21 protein-coding genes and 1 tRNA gene are annotated in these 18319 nt (G+C 57.6%); 11 read left to right on the top strand and 11 right to left on the bottom strand.

The genetic code is table 11. The annotated features are described in order from the left end of the window. Positions 1 to 26 precede the first annotated feature (26 nt). The 6 genes from MHK05_RS04880 to MHK05_RS04855 all read left to right on the top strand — a co-directional run bounded on the left by MHK05_RS04880 (position 27) and on the right by MHK05_RS04855 (position 3253). On the top strand, positions 27 to 785 hold the full coding sequence (locus tag MHK05_RS04880) for a 3'(2'),5'-bisphosphate nucleotidase CysQ (RefSeq protein WP_239205201.1): 759 nt from the start codon (positions 27 to 29) through the stop codon (positions 783 to 785). Between the two features lie 4 nt (positions 786 to 789). Beyond that, a complete protein-coding gene (locus tag MHK05_RS04875; protein ID WP_239205199.1) occupies positions 790 to 1593 on the top strand; it encodes a thymidylate synthase in 804 nt (267 codons plus the stop codon). Then, on the top strand, positions 1593 to 2123 hold the full coding sequence (locus tag MHK05_RS04870; RefSeq protein WP_239205197.1) for a dihydrofolate reductase: 531 nt from the start codon (positions 1593 to 1595) through the stop codon (positions 2121 to 2123). Before MHK05_RS04875 ends, MHK05_RS04870 begins: the two co-directional genes overlap by 1 nt. Then, positions 2123 to 2404 carry a glutaredoxin domain-containing protein gene (locus tag MHK05_RS04865; RefSeq protein WP_086588986.1) on the top strand — a complete coding sequence of 94 codons (282 nt, stop codon included), beginning with the start codon at positions 2123 to 2125 and terminating at the stop codon, positions 2402 to 2404. The genes MHK05_RS04870 and MHK05_RS04865 overlap by 1 nt, the downstream gene beginning before the upstream one ends. 70 nt (positions 2405 to 2474) lie before the next feature. Next, positions 2475 to 2550 (top strand) — tRNA-Arg (locus tag MHK05_RS04860). Between the two features lie 109 nt (positions 2551 to 2659). Next, a complete protein-coding gene (locus tag MHK05_RS04855) occupies positions 2660 to 3253 on the top strand; it encodes a Type 1 glutamine amidotransferase-like domain-containing protein (protein WP_239205195.1) in 594 nt (197 codons plus the stop codon). Between the two features lie 165 nt (positions 3254 to 3418). Here the strand turns inward: MHK05_RS04855 and MHK05_RS04850 are convergent, their stop codons facing one another. The 3 genes from MHK05_RS04850 to MHK05_RS04840 form a co-directional block, all read right to left on the bottom strand. Then, positions 3419 to 3775 carry an MFS transporter gene (locus MHK05_RS04850; protein ID WP_239205193.1) on the bottom strand — a complete coding sequence of 119 codons (357 nt, stop codon included), beginning with the start codon at positions 3773 to 3775 and terminating at the stop codon, positions 3419 to 3421. Between the two features lie 211 nt (positions 3776 to 3986). Continuing rightward, positions 3987 to 4385, bottom strand: a complete 399-nt coding sequence (locus MHK05_RS04845; protein ID WP_411338607.1) for a DUF2871 domain-containing protein — start codon at positions 4383 to 4385, stop codon at positions 3987 to 3989. 277 nt (positions 4386 to 4662) lie between these two features. Beyond that, complete coding sequence (locus MHK05_RS04840) at positions 4663 to 5292, bottom strand: DJ-1/PfpI family protein (protein WP_239205189.1); 630 nt, start codon at positions 5290 to 5292, stop codon at positions 4663 to 4665. A gap of 110 nt (positions 5293 to 5402) precedes the next feature. On the opposite strand from MHK05_RS04840, the gene MHK05_RS04835 reads away from it, so the two are divergent. Continuing rightward, entirely contained in the window at positions 5403 to 5831 is a 429-nt protein-coding gene (locus MHK05_RS04835) for an OsmC family protein (RefSeq protein ID WP_239205187.1), read from the top strand. Positions 5832 to 5944: 113 nt separating this feature from the next. Beyond that, positions 5945 to 6937, top strand: a complete 993-nt coding sequence (locus MHK05_RS04830) for a DUF1906 domain-containing protein (protein ID WP_239205185.1) — start codon at positions 5945 to 5947, stop codon at positions 6935 to 6937. A gap of 2 nt (positions 6938 to 6939) precedes the next feature. On the opposite strand, the gene MHK05_RS04825 is transcribed toward MHK05_RS04830, so the two are convergent. From MHK05_RS04825 to MHK05_RS04800, 6 genes are all read right to left on the bottom strand, one after another. Beyond that, on the bottom strand, positions 6940 to 7932 hold the full coding sequence (locus tag MHK05_RS04825) for a hypothetical protein (protein ID WP_275436420.1): 993 nt from the start codon (positions 7930 to 7932) through the stop codon (positions 6940 to 6942). A gap of 93 nt (positions 7933 to 8025) precedes the next feature. Next, complete coding sequence (locus MHK05_RS04820) at positions 8026 to 9669, bottom strand: monocarboxylic acid transporter (RefSeq protein WP_239205181.1); 1644 nt, start codon at positions 9667 to 9669, stop codon at positions 8026 to 8028. After that, complete coding sequence (locus tag MHK05_RS04815; protein WP_239205179.1) at positions 9669 to 10016, bottom strand: DUF485 domain-containing protein; 348 nt, start codon at positions 10014 to 10016, stop codon at positions 9669 to 9671. Before MHK05_RS04815 ends, MHK05_RS04820 begins: the two co-directional genes overlap by 1 nt. A 291-nt stretch (positions 10017 to 10307) precedes the next feature. Next, a complete protein-coding gene (locus MHK05_RS04810; protein ID WP_239205177.1) occupies positions 10308 to 11171 on the bottom strand; it encodes an aldo/keto reductase in 864 nt (287 codons plus the stop codon). A 68-nt stretch (positions 11172 to 11239) separates the two neighbouring features. Then, the gene (locus MHK05_RS04805; protein ID WP_239205175.1) at positions 11240 to 11599 is read right to left on the bottom strand and encodes an FKBP-type peptidyl-prolyl cis-trans isomerase; all 360 of its coding nucleotides are present in this window, start codon (positions 11597 to 11599) and stop codon (positions 11240 to 11242) included. A gap of 123 nt (positions 11600 to 11722) precedes the next feature. Beyond that, the gene (locus MHK05_RS04800) at positions 11723 to 13015 is read right to left on the bottom strand and encodes a citrate synthase (RefSeq protein ID WP_023022010.1); all 1293 of its coding nucleotides are present in this window, start codon (positions 13013 to 13015) and stop codon (positions 11723 to 11725) included. A 159-nt stretch (positions 13016 to 13174) separates the two neighbouring features. On the opposite strand from MHK05_RS04800, the gene serC reads away from it, so the two are divergent. The 3 genes from serC to MHK05_RS04785 all read left to right on the top strand — a co-directional run bounded on the left by serC (position 13175) and on the right by MHK05_RS04785 (position 16116). Next, a complete protein-coding gene (gene serC, locus MHK05_RS04795; protein ID WP_239205173.1) occupies positions 13175 to 14293 on the top strand; it encodes a phosphoserine transaminase in 1119 nt (372 codons plus the stop codon). Between the two features lie 114 nt (positions 14294 to 14407). Continuing rightward, positions 14408 to 15283: a septation protein SepH gene (gene sepH / locus MHK05_RS04790; protein ID WP_023022012.1), complete on the top strand. Its 876-nt coding sequence runs from the start codon at positions 14408 to 14410 to the stop codon at positions 15281 to 15283. A gap of 2 nt (positions 15284 to 15285) precedes the next feature. After that, positions 15286 to 16116 (top strand): DUF6928 family protein, encoded by an 831-nt coding sequence (locus MHK05_RS04785; RefSeq protein WP_023022013.1) that lies wholly within the window; start codon positions 15286 to 15288, stop codon positions 16114 to 16116. Here MHK05_RS04785 and MHK05_RS04780 read toward each other — a convergent pair. After that, complete coding sequence (locus MHK05_RS04780) at positions 16077 to 16883, bottom strand: TrmH family RNA methyltransferase (RefSeq protein WP_239205171.1); 807 nt, start codon at positions 16881 to 16883, stop codon at positions 16077 to 16079. The genes MHK05_RS04785 and MHK05_RS04780 overlap by 40 nt on opposite strands. A gap of 9 nt (positions 16884 to 16892) precedes the next feature. Further along, a complete protein-coding gene (locus MHK05_RS04775) occupies positions 16893 to 18296 on the bottom strand; it encodes an NCS2 family permease (protein WP_023022015.1) in 1404 nt (467 codons plus the stop codon). Between the last annotated feature and the right edge of the window lie 23 nt (positions 18297 to 18319).

Raw genomic sequence — 18319 nt, 5'->3', positions numbered from 1 at the left:
CTAGTCCGCGTTGTAATGTGGGCACCATGACCGTCGAAATTTCTGATTCCCGCCTGACCAATTCCCTCGCCCAGGGCTGCGGCGAGATCCTGAAAGGCGTGCGCAACGGGGGCCTGCTACGGGGCCTTTCGCTTGGCGACGCCGGCGATGAAGCCGCCCAAGAATGGATCGCTCGCGTGCTTGAACAGCACCGCCCCCAGGACGGCATGCTCTCTGAGGAAGCCTCCGATGACCTGGCCCGTTTGAAGAAGGACCGCGTGTGGATCGTGGATCCGCTCGACGGCACCAAGGAATTTGCCACCGGCCGCCAAGACTGGGCCGTACACATCGCCCTGGTAGAAAACGGTATCCCCATCCACGCGGCGGTGGGCCTGCCGGATCTCGGCGTTACCTTCAAGTCCTCGGACGTTCGGGCGGTCACCGGCCCGCTGTCTAAGAAGTTCGTCGTCTCCCGCAATCGCCCGCCCAAGGTAGCCGACTATATTGCGGAGAAAATGGGCTATGAAATCGTGGGCGTCGGCTCCGCGGGTGCCAAGGCCATGCACGTGCTGCTCGGCGATTATGACGGTTATATCCACGCCGGTGGCCAGTACGAGTGGGATCAGGCCGCCCCGGTGGGCGTCGCACAAGCTTCCGGTCTGCACTGCTGCCGCCTCGACGGCTCCGAAATCCGGTTCAATAATGAGGACACCTTCATCCCGGATATCCTCATCTGCCGCCCCGAGCTCAAAGATGAAATCTTGGAGCACGCCCAGGCCTTTGCCGAGGAGAACGGCGGCTTCTAAACTAATGCCCATGATTGAGACCCCGTACGAGGATCTGCTGAAAAAGGTCCTAGAGACCGGCACGCCCAAAGGCGACCGCACCGGCACCGGCACGCGCTCCATTTTTGGTGCGCAGCTGCGCTATAACCTGGCCGAGTCCTTCCCGCTGCTGACCACCAAGAAGGTCTATTTCCACGCGGTATTGGGCGAGCTTTTGTGGTTCCTCAAAGGCGAGTCCAATATCAAGTTCCTGCAGGACAACAAGGTCCGCATCTGGAATGAGTGGGCGGATGACAATGGCGAGCTAGGGCCGGTCTACGGCGTGCAGTGGCGCTCCTGGCCTACCCCGGATGGCCAGCACATTGACCAGATCCAGCAGGCGCTCGACACCCTGAAGAAGAACCCGGACTCTCGCCGCAATCTGGTCTCCGCATGGAACGTCGCGGAGCTAGACCAAATGGCGCTGATGCCCTGCCACCTGCTCTTCCAGCTCTACGTGGCCGATGGCACCCTGTCCATGCAGGTCTATCAACGCTCGGCCGATATGTTCCTGGGCGTGCCCTTCAATATCGCCTCTTACGCGGCGCTGACCCACATGTTTGCCCAGCAAGCCGGGCTCAAGGTGGGCGAGCTTATCTGGACCGGCGGCGATTGCCATATCTATAACGACCACGTAGAGCAGGTCAAAGAGCAGCTCTCCCGCGAGCCACGCCCGTACCCGCAGCTCAACCTGCACAAGGCGAAAGACATGTTCTCCTATGACTTCGCCGACTTTGAGATTGAGGGCTACGACCCCCACCCCACCATCAAGGCGCAGGTATCCGTCTAATGTTGGGCGCAATCTGGGCACAGTCCCTCGATGGAATCATTGGCGATGGCGAGCAAATGCCCTGGCACGTGCCGGAAGACCTCAAGCACTTTAAGGACGTGACCATGGGCGCGCCGGTCATCATGGGCCGAAAAACCTGGGAGTCACTCAATCCTAAATTCCGTCCACTTCCCGGCCGGGAGAATTACGTGCTCTCCTCCCGCACACCCGGCCAGTGGTCCGCCGGCGCCCAGGTCATCACCGCTATGCCCCCGCTTTCCGACGCCTGGGTCATCGGCGGCGGCCAAATCTACTCCGCCACCTTGGATCAGGTTGACCGCATTGAGGTCACCCTCATGGGCGTCAATATCGGGGATACATACGGCGATAAATCCATCTATGCCCCCGAAATCCCCGAGGAATTCGGCCTCGCCCACAGCACCGACTGGCTCACCTCCGCCAAGGGCCATCTCGCTCTGCCAGACCAAGAGGCCAGCGATCTTCCCATCAAGTACCGCTTTTTAACCTACGACCGAAAGGATGCAGCCTAATGTCTGTTGCTACCCCAGAAACCAACTCCGACGTCACCATCTTCTACGCCGACTGGTGCCCCTTCTGCGCCAAGCTCATCAAAAACCTAGACCGCACCGAAACCCCGTACGAGCTTGTCGACGTCGAGGCCGACAACACCGAGGACATCAACGCCTGGATTGAATCCGTCAACGACGGCAACCGCATCATTCCCACCGTCCTTTACTCCGACGGCACCCACGAAACCAACCCACCAGCTTCCTCCGTGCGCAATAAGCAGAAGGAATTGGCCGAGAGCTAAGCCAAGCCCCAGCCATTTCGGGGCACCCCTGCCCCACTGCTATGATTAGCCAAGTTGCACACGCAACCCCGCCCCAGTAGCTCAGGGGATAGAGCACGGCTCTCCTAAAGCCGGTGTCGGTGGTTCGAATCCACTCTGGGGCACCATGTGAAGTCTCGAGACATCGTTCCGATCGGCGTCTCGAGACTTTTCCGATTATTCAATACTCCGATATTGCTGCCCCAAGCATATAAGGCGCTCACGTAGACTAAACCTATGCACTTACTCCTCGCCTCATACCTACACCCAGAAATCAGCAAATACATTTCGGGTCGAGTGCTGTACATCGATGATGCTGCCGCGGGAATGAGCCAAGCCCCGTTCGCCCAAACAGAGTTGACAACCATTCGCAATGCGGCAGAGGAACTAATCCCCTTAACCGTGGCGCAGGCGCAACCGAGCGACATACGCAATGAAATCAACTTAGCCGACTGCATCTATGTTGCGAGCGGCGAGGCATTCCGTCTCCTTGATGCGCTGAGACTCACTGGTACCGACCACCTGCTAGTTGAAGCGGTCCAGAACGGCACGCTTTACGCTGGAAGTTCTGCCGGCGCAATGGTTGCAGGACCTTCAATCGAACCGGCATCAATCATGGACGATCCGCGGACGGCACCGCAGCTCACCGACCACACAGGACTAAATCTCACTCCGTATGTCATTATTCCCCACGCCCAAGGAACAACTGGTCCTTATTCTATAAACGTCATCAGTGAAACTGTTGCGCAGTACGGACAAGATTGGAATCTCCTACTGCTGAGGGATGGGCAAGCCCTCGTAGTTGAAGGTGGAAAAACTATGCTCATCTAATCCGCCCAGGAAAACAACAGACTTACACTAACTTTCTGGCAATAAATCAGTTCGATTGCTCCATGGAACTGCTTTCGTTCGCAGCACGGCGAACCCGCATCGCACTAATAAAGCCCAGCACCAGGAATGCCGTTGCAGCAAGAATCGAGTATCGAACGGCTTCGGTCATGCCATCGCTAAGCGCCTGCACCACAACGCTGGTCTGCTCGCCAAAGGGGGACTATGCCCACCTTGAGCGCGCAGTACTGCAATAGCGAAACCGGCTGATTGGCGCGTTGCTTCTGCTATGCCATCGGCCCCCAGCCCCATGATGCCGGCCGCCTCCAGCGTCTTGGGCAGCGTTAGCCGAAGTGCCATGGAAAATACCGACCCAGAAACCGCGGTGCCCAGTGCGGAACCGACCTGGCGGACCGTACTCTGGGTGGTCGAAGCCTGACCGGAGCTATTCACCGGAATCTCGCTGAGCAGTATGCCTACCAACCGCACAGGCACAAAGCCCAAGCCGTAGAGCGTCAATGGCAAGGCAATGATCCGACCGCAGCCACGCCAGAAATGAACGCTTGCGACCCCAACTATCAGCAATCATTCCTGCGGCCTACAACTGCGCTGCAGGCAGGACGATAAACGAACTCCTGCCCCATCGCGCCTTAGCTAGATCCAGTCTCGCCGTGGAGACACTGCGCCTATTTAGTAACCATCTCGCTCATCATTAGTCACCTGCTACGGGTTGGGCCTAAGCCTCTTGAGCCTCGCTGATGGCGTTGCCTAGTGCTGCAATGAATGCAATCAGGCCAATCGTAATGAGGATATGACCAAGACCAGCGATCCCGGAGATCATTGCAGTGGACTCCTCCCCCAATACGGTCAAGCACCCGTGCCAGATCATGACGCCGACGGTGACGACCACGCCGACGTTATACAGCCAAAAGAACGCATTGAACTGACCACGATTTCGTGACAGACCAAAGACCTTCTCCAATACCAAGAAGATAAGGCTCATCATGAAACCGAGCGCCAGCAAGTGAGTATGCGCCACGCTTAGCTGAGTGAACTCCCCCGCGGGGAAATCATTGGCACGCGTGAATTCTCGGTAGAACACACCAGCGCCCAATCCCAATACGAGGTAGAAAATGGATGCTCAATACAGAGCTTTCATGGTCATTCTCCTTCCCAACCGCTGCCACGGCCGGATTAGCGATGAATCAAATACTCTAAGGACTTATACTTCTACATTCGTCATCGTTTTGAATCACAGGGCTGGTTGAAGTTGCGGTTAACTAGTTGGTTGACTATTAGGTCCGGTAGCTTAATATTCAAAGGCCTGCGCCGAGAAATACAAGCGCTGAATGCCAGGCCGCTTTTGTTTCAACAAGAACCCGAATCGTTGAAGTGGTCTTCGGTAACTCCAGCTAGTTTGAACAGGCCCACGCCTGAACCATATTCATATGTTCAACGAAGGCCGCTTCTGTTCTTTGCTCATGCAATTGAATCCAAGCGTCCACGACATCATCTGGGTAAACGCCCGCCGCGCGCAATACCGCCGCGGTGAAAGACGCTGGAGCCAAGCCTGATGCTGTTATCACTCCACCATCAAAAACTGCATCTTCTTCTTTATAGCCATCGATATTGGCGTAGTTCACTGAGGCAAGAAAGCCTTGCGCATTTGAAGTGTGTTCGCAGTGGTCCAGCACCCCAGCACGAGCAAAAGCCAAAGTTCCACCACAGATTGCTGCCAAGAGCACATGGTTCTCATTTAAGACCTTAATCGTCTCCAACAGCTGTTCGTGCCCGTCAAAGTATGTATCTGCTCCTGGCACCACGAACGCCGCAATATCAGTCCTATTCTGGATGTCCTGCAAGGTCAGGACTGGAACTATCTCGATTCCGCCCTTGGAGCGAACGGCTTCTAGCGATTCGCCAACAAACAAGACCTTGAAGCGATCCGGTACTTGGGCCTCAGCTTCAGCTACCTGCGTTGTGAGGTAGGCATACTCCCAATCAGACATGGTTTCCGTCGCGTAAATAGCAATGACCTTCATGGAATTCACAATACGCAGACTTTCTAAATCACTACTAAACACGCGGATATTCCGATAAGTGTGTCCTTGGACCACTCGAATGACCTAATCCCTCGCCTTAAACTGGCCACATGTCTGAAGTAGTAAAGCAGTACACCGTAGACCTCACCCGCCTCGACACCGCCGTATACCGCGCTACCAATTCCGCCGGAGCCAGCATTGAGTTTGGCAGTGGTGAGGGACTCCTCTCCCCCGTTGAACTTTTGCTTGCAGCCGTTGCGGGGTGCTCCGCGGTAGACGTGGATGTGGTGACGTCCCGGCGCGCGGAGCCGGAATCTTTTGATGTGCATGTGGAAGGCGACCGCGTAAATGAGGACGGGGCATCGCGCCTGTCAGAGGTTCGTGTGGGGTTCGATCTATCGTTCCCGGATACGCCAGAGGGTAACCAAGCTCGCAGGCTCGTGGACAACCTGATTCGCATCTCCCATGAGAAGGACTGCACGGTATCGCGCACGGTTGAGAATCCCACACGAGTGTTGTTTAGCAACGACTCAAAATAGTTTCCCAAAGTAAAAGCGCGACATGCGATTTCGTTCCGGCTGGGACCCTAGACCTCCTGCTATGGTGCAATTGTTAACTACTGTGACAAATGTGATTACTGCAGGAGCTCAACATGTCACCATCTTTCTCCCGTCGCGGCCTCTTTAAGGTCGGCGCTCTCGCACTGACTGCAGGCGCCATCGGTGCTGCCGCTCCCCATGCGGCGGCGCTCGGACCGGTGCGCGGCACCATCATCGATTACTCTGCCGGTGTCCCTTCCCCGCAGGCGATTAAAAAGGCCGGCCATATGGGTGCGATTCGGTACGTCTCCGACAAACGCCCAGACGCAGCGTGGATGGCCGGCAAGCCGGTAACCCTGAAAGAGACCAAGGCCAATGCGGCAGCAGGCCTGCCTACCGCTTCCGTTTACCAGTTTGGCCGCGCGGAGACCGCGGATTGGAAACAGGGCGCAGCAGGTGCAGCAGTCCATGCACCGAAGGCGATTGCGCTGCACAAGAAGGCAGGCGGCCCAACCAACCGCCCTATCTACATTGCTATCGACGATAACCCCACCCGCGAGCAGTACACCCGCCAAATCCGCCCATACCTGCAGGCGTTTTCCAAGACGCTGGAGCTGGCCGGCTACCAGACAGGTGTCTACGGTAATTACAACACCATCGAGTGGGCAATCCAGGATGGCATCGGCAAGTATTTCTGGATGCATGACTGGGGCTCTAACGGCAAGATTCACCCGCGCACCACTATTCACCAGCTGCCGCACGGCAAACAGCAGACCATTGGTGGCGTCATCGTAGACGTTAACGAGGTCTACGCCGATGACTGGGGCCAGTGGACACCGGGCAAGTCCGCAGCACCTGCACCGGCGAAGAAGCCAACCACTAAGAAAACACAGCCAAAGACTCAGCCGCAGGCCACGGCGCCGAGCAATGGCTCGTCCGACCTGGTAAATCAGCTGAGCTCGCAGCTACAGAGCAAACATCCAGAGCTGCCAGACCTACCGCAGGTAACTGCGGATGGCGTCACTTTCAATGGTAAAACGTTGAGCAACGATCAAATTCGCCAGCTAGCGAAGATCGTCGCAGAAACGGTTGCTAAGGCGCGGTAGTACTACTTTTTAGAGGGCTCGGAGGTTTTCTCTGAGCCTTTCTTTTTATCTGTGGACTTCTTATCGGAGCTGCCTTTATCCTTCTTTTCGGACGTAGTGGATTCGCTGGTAGGTTCCTTCGACGCGGATTTATCCTTCTTCCCTGTGCCGGGTTTTTCGTCCTTATCCTTCTTGCTAGACGACGTCGTGGAGGTCTCCGAGGTAGTGGTTTCAATCGGCGGCACGTCCTCGCCGTCTTTGTACTTGAGGAAACGCTCGGTAGCCTTGCCCAAGCTCTTTCCGGTGACCTCATCTTTTACGTAATCAGTAAGCTCATCGGATGAGCCATTGATGGAGGCAGCGGCTACGAAGTTCTCACCAAAGGAGACGGAAGAGTTGATGGACTTATCATTGGACCAGCCCCACTTGCTGCCCACCACGTTAGAGAGCTTGGCGGTGCCATAGTCCTGGCGGTAGCCATCCTCAGAGATGGGATCGGCATGTGCCATAGCTACGAGCACTGGGTGGGTTTCATCGCGCTCGATGAGCTGCGAAATGAAGCTGGCGACGTCATACGTAGAGGTCTGCGAGTAACCCCATTTCTCGCCGGCTTTGGTGGATTCCAACTTGAATTCATCGGCAATGGTGTCGATGGATTCTGGGTATTTTTCAAAGAGGTCTTCGGCGGACTTATCGGAGGAGCTAGCGATCATATCCAGCGCCTCATACTTATCTTCGTACTCGCCCTTTTCCATGACGTAGGTGGCGATATAGAGTTTGATGAGGCTGAGCGCCGGGCGAGCCTCGTGCTCCGAGGCAGAACCCATATGCATGCCATCATGCAGCCGAATATAGGTAACAGAGCGCCCCTCATCGCCTTCTAGAAACTCATTGACTTCTGGTGGGACGTCGCGGTTGGTGTCTGTTGCGCCCGAGGGGGCATCGGCAAGCGCGCCGCTTTCGCGTTCATCGTTGCTGCATGCAGTAGTGGTCAGGGCGAGCATGCATACGGCCAAAGCGGCACCAGCCTTGGCTGATGCCGCCTTGCGAGTCAACGACGTTTTAAACACGTCGATACATGTTACCGGTTGAGTGCACTATCTAGGCAATTAATGCTGGACGGGTGCCTCCACGCCCACGCCGGTAAGCGAGCGGACTTCCATTTCTGCAGAAAGCTCCTCCAAGTCGTCTGGCTTGGTCATGATGGAGACCAACCAGCCGACGAAGAAGGACTGCGGAATGGATACCAGCCCCGGCGAGGAGAGCGGGAAGACAGCCCAGTCCGCACCGGGGAACATGGAGGTCTCAGAACCGGAGACTGCTGGGGAGAAGAAGATGAGCACCAGGCAGGACACCACACCGGTGTACATGGAGGCCACCGCGCCTGCGGTATTGAAGCGGCGCCAGTACAGGGAGTACAGGATCGTCGGCAGGTTGGCAGAAGCCGCAACCGCGAAGGCCAAGGAGACCAAAAATGCCACGTTCTGGGTCATGGCCAGGATGCCCAGGATGATGGAGACGATGCCGAGGACCACCACGGTGGCCTGGGAAATGCGAACCTGCTCGGCCTCGGTGGACTTACCGTTGCGGATGACCGCATGGTAAATATCGTGGGCGATGGATGCCGAGGCGGTAATGGCCAGGCCAGCAACCACGGCAAGCACGGTGGCGAAGGCCACTGCGGAAATAACCGCCATGAAGATAGAGCCGCCAATCTCCAGCGCAAGCAGTGGTGCCGCGGCATTAGCCCCGCCCGGCGCGGCGAGGATGCGGTCCGGACCGACCAAGGCGGCGGCGCCGTACCCCAGGACCAAGGTCATGAGATAGAAGGCGCCGATGATAACGATCGCCCAGGTAACAGAACGGCGGGCTTCAGTAGCGGTAGGCACGGTGTAGAAGCGCATCAACACGTGCGGCAGACCGCCCACACCAAGCACCAGCGAAATGCCTAGGGAGATGAAATCCAGCTTGGTGGCGGTGGTGGCGCCGTATTTCAGGCCAGGGGCCATGATGTCTTTAGCTTCATAGCCCTTCTCCTTAATCTGTTCAGAGGCGGCGTGCATATCAATGGCGTTATTGAACAGGGTGCTAAAACCGCCGCGCAGTGCAATGAATACCAAGAAGCACATGATGACCACACCGGCTACCAGCAGTACGGCCTTGATCATCTGCACGTAGGTGGTGCCCTTCATGCCGCCGACCAGAACATAGACAATCATGAGCACACCAACGACGCCCACGACGACCGCCTGCCACTTAAAATCGTGGATATCCAGCAGCACGGCCACTAGAGATCCTGCGCCTGCCATCTGTGCGATGAGGTAGAAGAGCGTGACAAAGAGGGTGGCGATGGACGCTGCTACGCGCACGGGCTTCTGCTTCAAACGGAAAGACAAGACATCCGCCATGGTGAAGCGTCCAACGTTACGCATAGGCTCGGCAACGAGCATGAGTGCTACCAGCCAGGCAACAAAGAAGCCGACTGAGTACAAAAAGCCGTCGTAGCCATTGAGCGCCACAGCGCCAACGATGCCCAGGAACGATGCAGCGGAGAGGTAGTCACCAGAGATGGCGAGGCCGTTTTGTCGGCCGGAGAAGGTGCCGCCACCGGTATAAAAGTCCGAGGCTTTCTTCGTGGTCTTTCCGGCGCGCAGCACCACCGCCATGGTGATGAAAAGGAAGATGCCGAAAATGGAGATGTTCAAGATGGGATTGCCAGCGGAAGATTCGGCGGCGAGGGTGGTGGTAATCATTACATGCCCTCCAACTTTTCACGGATGGCGGCCGACTTAGGCTCGATATTCTTATTGGCGTACTTCACATAGATCCACGTGATAATGAAGGTGGTGAGGAACTGGGCTAGGCCGAAAACCAGTCCGATATTCCAGCCGCCACCAAGCTCGATTGCCATAAAGCTAGGGGCAAACACGGCAGCTAAAACGTAGACCACGTACCACACAAAGAAGGCCACGGTCATGGGAAAAGTAAAACTCCGGTAAGTACGGCGCAGCTCGCCGAATTCGGCGGAGTCGCGCATCGCGATGAACTCGCTACCGGTGGGTTCGCGGCGCGAGACAGGAGTTGCAGCTACGTCACTCATAGAGCTTCGTCTCCTTGGGTGAGAGGAACTTAGGTCACACGAGATAATGTGTCATTAATCACTATCCGCGTTGACATGTAAGTTACCGAACATTTTCTGCAAGGTTGTGAACTCTGCCAAGAAAACACCTCACCTCTCCACCCTTTCAAGCTCATAGGTTCCGCCGAGCTGGATCAACGTCTTTAGCCAACTACCCCCATCGGTGGAAACAACCCCCTTTTTGCGAAGATTGTTAACAGTCGCTTGACAAAAGAAAAGCCCCCGGTGAGGGGGCTTAAACTGCGGGTGAGACTATTCCTCGTCGCCAGGGAACTCGCGCGGGTCGTTAAACATGCGACCAAAGCCCTCCTGGCCTTCCAGGGCATCGATGGCGGATACTTCCTCCGCCGTAAGCTCCAGCTCGGTGGCGGCGAGGTTTTCCTTTAGCCGCTCGGTGCGCGCGGACTTCGGAATCACGGACATACCCTTGGACATGAGGTAGGACAGAACTACCTGGCCCTCGGTGGCCTCGTGGTCAGCGGCAGCTTGCTCAATCACTGGGTTATTGAGCACTACCCCGCGTGCCAACGGGGCCCATGCCTCGGTGACGATGTCGTTATCGTGATGGAAGGCGCGCAAGCCGGACTGAGTAAAACCCGGGTGAATCTCCACCTGGTTAAGCACCGGAGAAATACCGGTGGTGGAAATCAAGTCCTTGAGCACGTCCTCGTAGAAGTTGGCCACGCCGATAGACGCAATCTGGCCCATACCTTGCAAGCGAGCGATAGCCTCAAAGGTCTCGTAGTATAGGCCACCCTGCGGCCACGGCCAGTGGATGAGATACAGGTCAAGATAGTCCAGCTGCAGATCCTTCAGCGACTGCTGGAAAGCTTCTTCTACCTTGTGCGCGCCCTGGTGAGAATGCCAGACCTTGGAAGTAACAAAGAGCTCATCGCGGGTGACATCGCCGGCATCCATTGCCTGCTTGAGGGCGGTGCCTACCGCCTCTTCGTTCTTGTACAGCGTAGCGGTATCGAAGTGGCGGTAGCCCAAGTCGATGGCCTCACGAATAATGCGGATACATTCCTCGTCATAGAGCTTGTACGTACCTAGGCCCAGTTGGGGCATTTCGCGGTCATCATTAAAAGTTACGGTTGGCACAGTCATGCCCTCCATTGTGCCGCAGTTTTTAAAGCCGCGCCGAAAACGACGAAACCCCAGGGCGAACCTGGGGTTAAGCGCTTCTAGTCGGCGCGGATGAGGTCAATGATAAAGACCAAGGTGCGGCCGGATAGCGGGTGCGCACCGCCGGCAGGACCATAGGCCTTTTCCGGCGGAATGATGAGCTTGCGACGGCCGCCCACCTTCGTTCCCGGAATGCCCTCCTGCCAGCCGGCAATGAGACCGGTCAGTGGGAACTCGATGGACTGGCCACGGTCCCACGAGGAATCGAACTCTTGGTTGGTCTCGTATTCAGCGCCGACGTAGTGGACCTCCACTACGGCACCAGGCTGTGCCTCAGCACCGTCGCCGACGACGATGTCTTCTACGACAAGGTCCGTCGGCGCTGGGCCAGACTGGGCTTCAATAACAGGCTTATCCATGGGGATTATTCTCCTTGGGAAATCTAGTTTGTTCGTGCGGTCGCATTAAAAACCGAACCGAGCTGCACCTATTATAGGTGCTACCACCCGATTCGGCTTAATTCGGCGAACCCGCGGGGCGCTTTAGCGCTCGTTACGTGGGGTAACCTTACGCAGGGACTCGCCGGTGTAGATCTGGCGCGGACGGTTGATCTTGGTGTTGATCTCCAGCTGCTCGCGGTACTGAGCAATCCAGCCCGGCAGGCGGCCGATAGCAAAGAGGACGGTGAAGAAGTCCGTCGGGAAGCCCATGGCGCGGTAGATCAGGCCGGTGTAGAAGTCCACGTTCGGGTAGAGCTTGCGGGAGACAAAGTAGTCATCGTTCAGCGCAATCTCTTCCAGCTTCATGGCCAGATCCAGCATCGGGTCGCCACCCAAGTGATCGATGATCTCGTGTGCGGTCTCCTTGACGATGGCAGCGCGTGGGTCGTAGTTCTTGTACACGCGGTGGCCGAAGCCCATGAGGCGAACGCCCTTTTCCTTATTCTTCACGCGGTTCATGAAGTCGGTAGCGTCACCATCGTGGTTGTTCTGGATATCTTCCAACATCTCCAGAACGGCTTGGTTTGCACCACCGTGCAGTGGGCCGGACAGAGCGTTAATGCCGCCAGCAATAGAGACGAACATGTTCGCCTGCGCGGAACCAATCATGCGCACGGTGGAAGTAGAGCAGTTCTGCTCGTGGTCAGCGTGCAGAATGAGTAGCTTATCCAGGGCCTTAGCTACGACCGGGTCAACCTCGTATTCCTCGGTTGGGTAGCCAAACATCATGCGCAAGAAGTTCTCGCGGGCGTTCAGGCTATTATCCGGGTACATATAAGGCTTACCCTGGGAAGCTCGGTAGGCATAGGCGGCCAGCATTGGCACCTTAGCCAGCAGGCGAACGGTTGCCTTATCCAGCTGCTCTGGGTCCAGCGGGTTGAGCTGGTCCTGGTAGTAAGCGGAGAGAATGTTAAGGGAGGAAGCTAGCACCGCCATCGGGTGTGCGTTGCGCGGGAAGATGTTGAACGCGGCCTTGAAATCCTCATCCAGCAGGGTGTGGTGGCGAATTTCCTTATTAAAGTGGCTGAGCTCTTCCTCGTTGGGCAGGTGACCCTTGATCAGGAGGTAAGAAACTTCGTTGAAGGAAGCATTTTCTGCAAGGTCTGCAATGTCGTAGCCACGGTGGCGCAGGATGCCCTCTTCACCATTAATGAAGGTGATCTTGGACTCGGTGGAACCGGTGGAGGTGTAACCAGGGTCGAAGGTAACAAGTCCGGTTTCGTTACGGAGCTTGGAGATGTCAAAGCCGGAGTCACCCTCGGTGGACTGCTTGATGTCCATCTCGTACTCGCCGCCTGGGTACTGGAGCACTACTTTGTTGTCTTCAGAAGCCACGGAAGTTCCTTTCTCTTTGTGAGAGTCATTATTAGGCACTAACTTAAAGAAGCTAGTTGGATAGCTCTTCACAGTCTAGCAAACTTTGTGACGCCGCCTACAAGTTTCGGTCGACTAAAATAACTGCCGTTCGACCGGAACTGTCCTACACTGACACTCATGAGCACTCCAGAACTTTCGCTGCCCGCCCATCTCCTGCCTGCCGACGGCCGCTTTGGTTGCGGCCCCTCCAAGATTCGTCCCGACCAACTTGCGGCCATAGACCCCGAGGTTATGGGCACCTCCCATCGCAAGCCTGCGGTCAAAAACCTCGTAGGTTCGGTACGGGAAGGATTAAGCACTCTCTTCTCGTTGCCAGAAGGCTACGAAATTGTCCTCTCTGTGGGCGGCGCCACCGCTTTCTGGGATGCCGCCACTTTCGGACTCATTGAACGCCACTCCGCGCACCTTACCTTTGGCGAGTTTTCCACTAAGTTTGCAAAGTCTGCCGCGGGTGCCCCTTGGCTTGATGCCCCGTCCATCGTGGAGGCTCCCGCGGGCACCGTGCCCGACGTAGGCGATCTCTCCGCGGAGGCGGACGTGGTTGCTTGGGCGCATAATGAAACCTCCACCGGTGCGATGGCAGAGGTCACCCGCCCACACCCGCGCAACGACCAACAATTAGTGGTTGTAGACGCCACCTCTGGTGCAGGCGGCCTGCCCGTAAATATCGCCGACACGGACGTCTACTACTTCTCGCCGCAGAAATGCTTTGCCTCTGACGGCGGCCTGTGGCTAGCCGCCATGTCCCCCGCCGCCCTAGAGCGGATTGAAAGGATCAACGCCTCTGAGCGCTATATCCCTAACTTCCTCAACCTTCAAACAGCAGTGGATAACTCGCGCAAGAACCAGACTTATAACACCCCGGCGATTGCCACCCTGCTCATGCTGGATAACCAAATCCAATGGATGAATGAGAACGGAGGCTTGGACGACATGGTAAAGCGCACCACGCAATCCTCTACCACCCTGTATCGCTGGGCCGAATCTCGCCCGGAGGCCACTCCATTCGTCGCACATCCTGCTTCTCGTTCGCTCGTGGTGGGCACTATCGACTTTGCAGACTCCGTCGATGCCGCAGCGCTCGCCGCCACCCTGCGCGCCAACGGCATCGTGGACGTGGAACCGTACCGCAAGCTGGGCCGCAACCAACTGCGCATCGGTATGTTCCCGGCCATTGATCCGGAGGATATCGCTAGGCTCACCCAGTGTATTGACTACGTCTTGGATGCAAAGTAACGCATCACTCTCTCAACATGCCCCACCACCTCGCAGGCTGTGGGGCTTTTTCACGTTATAGTTGAATGCATCACAGAATTGTCCGCCGTCGATAGGCAAAAGGAGCGCCCTATTATGCGCGAGCTGTTCCCAGTTGACAGCGAATCGACTGAAACCTCTTTGGTGCTGCGCACCGAAGACGGCGAAGAGTTTTTCCTCTCCATCACCGATGAACTGCGCGAGGTCCTGCAGGGTGAGCAGCAGGAAACCCCGGAAGAAGAGCCGGCGGCTCCCGCCATCAGCCTTGCCAAGCCCGCCAAACCGGAGCCGGTTGAAGAGGCAAAGATTCGCCCGGCGGAGATCCAAAACCGCATCCGCGCCGGTGCCTCCGCGGCGGAAGTGGCGGAAGAAATGGGCGTGCCCGAGTCCCGCATTGAACCCTTCGCCTACCCGGTCATGCTGGAGCGCAACCGCATCGCGGAGATTGCCAAGCAGGCTCACCCGGTACGCGAGGACGGCCCAGCCAAGCTCACCCTGTGGGAGGTTCTTGCTACCGCCTTTGCCGCTCGCGGACACTCACTGTCCGAGTCCACCTGGGACGCCTACCGCCACCAGGGCGAGGCCTGGATCGTGCGCGTGACGTGGAAGGCCGGCCTGTCCGAGAACGAAGCCGAGTGGTACTTCAAGCAGTCCATGTCCTCGCCCGCCACGGTGGAGGCCCGCAACTCGGTGGCCGCAGACCTAACGGACCCGGACTTCGTACAGCCGGTGCGCTCGCTGACCTCGTTGGGCAGTGGCCGCTACGACGAAGCTATCGACGGCGATCAGCCCAGCAACGTCACTGACCTCACTGCGCCAACCACCCCGCCGGAAGAGCCCGAGGAAGAGGAGTTCCTACAGAACCCCTCCCCGGAAGAAAAGCCCGCCAAGCGCCGCCGCAAGGCCGTCACTCCGCATTGGGAGGACGTACTCCTCGGCGTTCGCTCCAATACCAAGCGCCCTAGGGACTAATCGTGGACATCTCTCACGCAGTACTCACTCTCTGGTACATCTCTAAGCCCAACGCAGAAGAGGTGCTAAAGACCGAACCCAAGGCGGATCGCGGCTTTGGGCGAAAATTCCTCGCCCAATTAGACCCGACCTTCCCGGTCACCCCGATTGGGCAATTCCCGCTTAACCGCTCCGCGCAGACGGATCCACATGAGTACTATATCGGCGGCTACCCCGGCATCACCGTGGTACAGACGGTGTGCGAAGGTGACTCCGTCCTCCTCTCTCAGCTGCCGGAAACCCTACTCAATGCGGTCCCCGCCCAGCGCGTCATTGCGCTGGCGAGTAATGAAAAGGAAGGCTATGCGGGCTTCGCCCTGTGGGAGGGCGGCCAGCTCAAGCGCTGCCTGTGCGCTACGCGCGAGCACCTTTATGAAGACACCGGCCTGCCAGAGCCTTTCGAGGCGCCCTACTGGGCAGGAGAAAAGTACGAACCGATCGGTGGCATTTCCCTGCCCTTCGAGCCGCAGGGCATCATGGAGGCGGCCCAGGAGTATTGGCTCGGCATCGAGGTAGGACACGATGGCCCGGATCTGGACGTCGTAGGCTACGCGGTTGACGGCCGCCCAGAGCCGAAGATCGACCCGCCGAAGCCGAAGCGGACCGTAGGCGAGTTAGCTGCGCAGTCGGCCAATAAGCTGGGTCTGAACGATTATGATGACTACGAGGACCACAGCGCCGAGCCGGAATCCACGGGCGAGGAGATCATCTCCACTGCGAAGCATCTGGGTTCCCTCATCGGCAATTGGGGCGCTCAGACGTTTAGGTCGCTCAAGGAGCGCTGGCGTTCATAAAAGGAAATGGCGGCGGCCGTTGCCACATTGAGGGAATCCGTACCAGGGGCCATCGGTATGCGTGCGCGCACGTCGGTGGCCTTCATTGCGTGTTCGGTAAGGCCAGGGCCTTCCGCACCGACGAGCATGGCCACCTTATCCAAGCCATGCATGGCCTCGGCCAAATGCACCGCGTGGGGGTTGGGGGTTAAGGAAATGAGGGTGAAGGAGGCGTCGGCAAGCGCCTGCAAGGAACGCTGCCACGTGGTGAACCCGCCTTCCAAATGGGCAAAGGGCAAGCGCAGCACGTGCCCCATGGATACGCGCACCGAGCGTCGATAGAGCGGATCTGCGGCCCCTGAGCCGAGCAGCACCGCGTCCACCCCCATGCCGGCGGCGTGGCGGAAGATTGCGCCAATATTCTCGTGATCGCCCACGCCCTCCAGCACTGCGATGGTTTTCGCGGTCTTCAAAATCTCTCCCAGATCCGGCTCTGGGGCGCGGTCCGCGGCGGCGACAAGCCCGCGGTGCATATCAAAGCCCGCTACCTCTGCGAGGGTCTCGCGGGAGACCTCGTAGATGGGACACTCAGGCTCGCCATACTCGGAAACGTATGCTTCCAGCTTCTTAGGAAAGCCCACGAGGCAGCGCATGGGAAACCGGGATTCGGCCAGCCGGGAGACCACCAGTGGGCCCTCAGCAATGACGAGACCCTCGCCGGATTTATCGGATTTGTTGAGGTTCCGAATATCGTCCAGGCGAGGGTCTGCGGGGTCAGTAATCAGCATGCCTTTAGGCTAGCCGATAGCATTGGAAATCGGATCCATGCCAAAGAAAATCACGAAGAGGCCGGCCAAGAGCCACATGATCCAGTGCACTTCCTTGGCCTTACCGGCAAAGGTGGACATGAGCGCGAAGGAGATAAAGCCTACGCCAATACCGTTGGCAATGGAATAGGTAAAGGGCATGGTCACAATGGTCAGGAAGGCCGGAATGGCGATTTCCATCTTGGTCCAGCGAATCTCGGTCAACTGCGCGGCCATCATCACGCCGACGATGACCAGCACTGGGGAGGCGGCCTCGATGGGCACGATTTCATAAAGCGGGGTCAAAAACATCGCGGCGAGGAACAGAACACCGGTCATGAGGTTGGCCAGGCCGGTGCGGGCGCCATCGGCAATGCCGGCGGAGGAATCCGCGAAGACGGTATTGGAAGAAGCAGAGCCCAGGCCACCGGCCACTGCGCCAAAGCCTTCTACGACGAGGGCCTTTTTCATATCGGGGAGGTTGCCGTCGGCGTCGACAAGCTTGCCTTGCTTGCCCAAGCCGGTCATGGTGCCCATCGCATCAAAGAAGTTGGTAAGCAACAGGGTGAAAATGAGCAAGACGGTGGAAACCACGCCGATCTTGGTAAAGGCGCCTACCAGGTTCACATCGCCCACAATGGACAAGTCCGGAATCCCGCCCAGCGCTTCTGGTTTGACGGGCGCGGCCATGCCCCAGTCCTCGGAGCCGGTAAATGCCTGCACGATAAAAGCGATGATGGTGGTGAGCACGATGGCGATAAAAAGCCCGCCCGGCACATTCCGGATAACCATGAAGGAACAGATAATAAGGCCGATGACAAAGACCAGCGCCGGCCAAGTGGAAATCGATCCATTAATGCCCAAGCCCACCGGCACGGTGGTATGCGCAGCGTCCGGCACGCGGGTGACAAAACCACCGTCCACAAGGCCGATCATGGCGATGAACATGCCGATGCCTACGCCCATCGCCGCCTTCATGGACTGCGGTATGGCGTCAAAGACGGCGGTGCGGAAACCGGAAATGGCCAGCAGAACGATGATGATGCCCTCGATAACCACCAGGCCCATCGATTCTTGCCAGGTCAGCCCACTGGTGGCAACCATGCTCACGCCCACGAAGGTATTCATGCCCAGGCCGGCGGCCATGGCGAAGGGGTATTTGGCAATAGCGCCGAAGAGGATAGACATTACGCCCGCGACCAGCGCGGTGGCGGCAGCAACCTGCGGCACGCCCAGCGCGTAGCCGTCTGCATCCTCGGTGGTGCCGAGGATCAGCGGGTTCAAGAGAATGATATAGGCCATGGCGAAGAACGAGACCGTTCCCGCGCGTAGCTCGGTTCCAATGGAGGAACCACGTTCAGAGATATGGAAGTAGCGATCGAGAGTGGCTTTCAACGCCTGCGCCTTTCACGTACAGC

This window comes from Corynebacterium nasorum (genome assembly GCF_022347325.1).
Lineage (GTDB): Bacteria > Actinomycetota > Actinomycetes > Mycobacteriales > Mycobacteriaceae > Corynebacterium > Corynebacterium kefirresidentii.
The sequence above is the reverse complement of the archived record's forward strand: the minus strand, read 5'-3'. Positions and strand labels throughout refer to the sequence as shown.

Coding starts and splice junctions, on each gene's coding strand:
- MHK05_RS04880 (WP_239205201.1), top strand. CDS start 27: ATGACCGTCGAAATTTCTGATTCCCGCCTGACCAATTCCCTCGCCCAG.
- MHK05_RS04875 (WP_239205199.1), top strand. CDS start 790: ATGCCCATGATTGAGACCCCGTACGAGGATCTGCTGAAAAAGGTCCTA.
- MHK05_RS04870 (WP_239205197.1), top strand. CDS start 1,593: ATGTTGGGCGCAATCTGGGCACAGTCCCTCGATGGAATCATTGGCGAT.
- MHK05_RS04865 (WP_086588986.1), top strand. CDS start 2,123: ATGTCTGTTGCTACCCCAGAAACCAACTCCGACGTCACCATCTTCTAC.
- MHK05_RS04855 (WP_239205195.1), top strand. CDS start 2,660: ATGCACTTACTCCTCGCCTCATACCTACACCCAGAAATCAGCAAATAC.
- MHK05_RS04840 (WP_239205189.1), bottom strand. CDS start 5,292: ATGAAGGTCATTGCTATTTACGCGACGGAAACCATGTCTGATTGGGAG.
- MHK05_RS04835 (WP_239205187.1), top strand. CDS start 5,403: ATGTCTGAAGTAGTAAAGCAGTACACCGTAGACCTCACCCGCCTCGAC.
- MHK05_RS04830 (WP_239205185.1), top strand. CDS start 5,945: ATGTCACCATCTTTCTCCCGTCGCGGCCTCTTTAAGGTCGGCGCTCTC.
- MHK05_RS04820 (WP_239205181.1), bottom strand. CDS start 9,669: ATGATTACCACCACCCTCGCCGCCGAATCTTCCGCTGGCAATCCCATC.
- MHK05_RS04815 (WP_239205179.1), bottom strand. CDS start 10,016: ATGAGTGACGTAGCTGCAACTCCTGTCTCGCGCCGCGAACCCACCGGT.
- MHK05_RS04810 (WP_239205177.1), bottom strand. CDS start 11,171: ATGGAGGGCATGACTGTGCCAACCGTAACTTTTAATGATGACCGCGAA.
- MHK05_RS04805 (WP_239205175.1), bottom strand. CDS start 11,599: ATGGATAAGCCTGTTATTGAAGCCCAGTCTGGCCCAGCGCCGACGGAC.
- serC (WP_239205173.1), top strand. CDS start 13,175: ATGAGCACTCCAGAACTTTCGCTGCCCGCCCATCTCCTGCCTGCCGAC.
- sepH (WP_023022012.1), top strand. CDS start 14,408: ATGCGCGAGCTGTTCCCAGTTGACAGCGAATCGACTGAAACCTCTTTG.
- MHK05_RS04780 (WP_239205171.1), bottom strand. CDS start 16,883: ATGCTGATTACTGACCCCGCAGACCCTCGCCTGGACGATATTCGGAAC.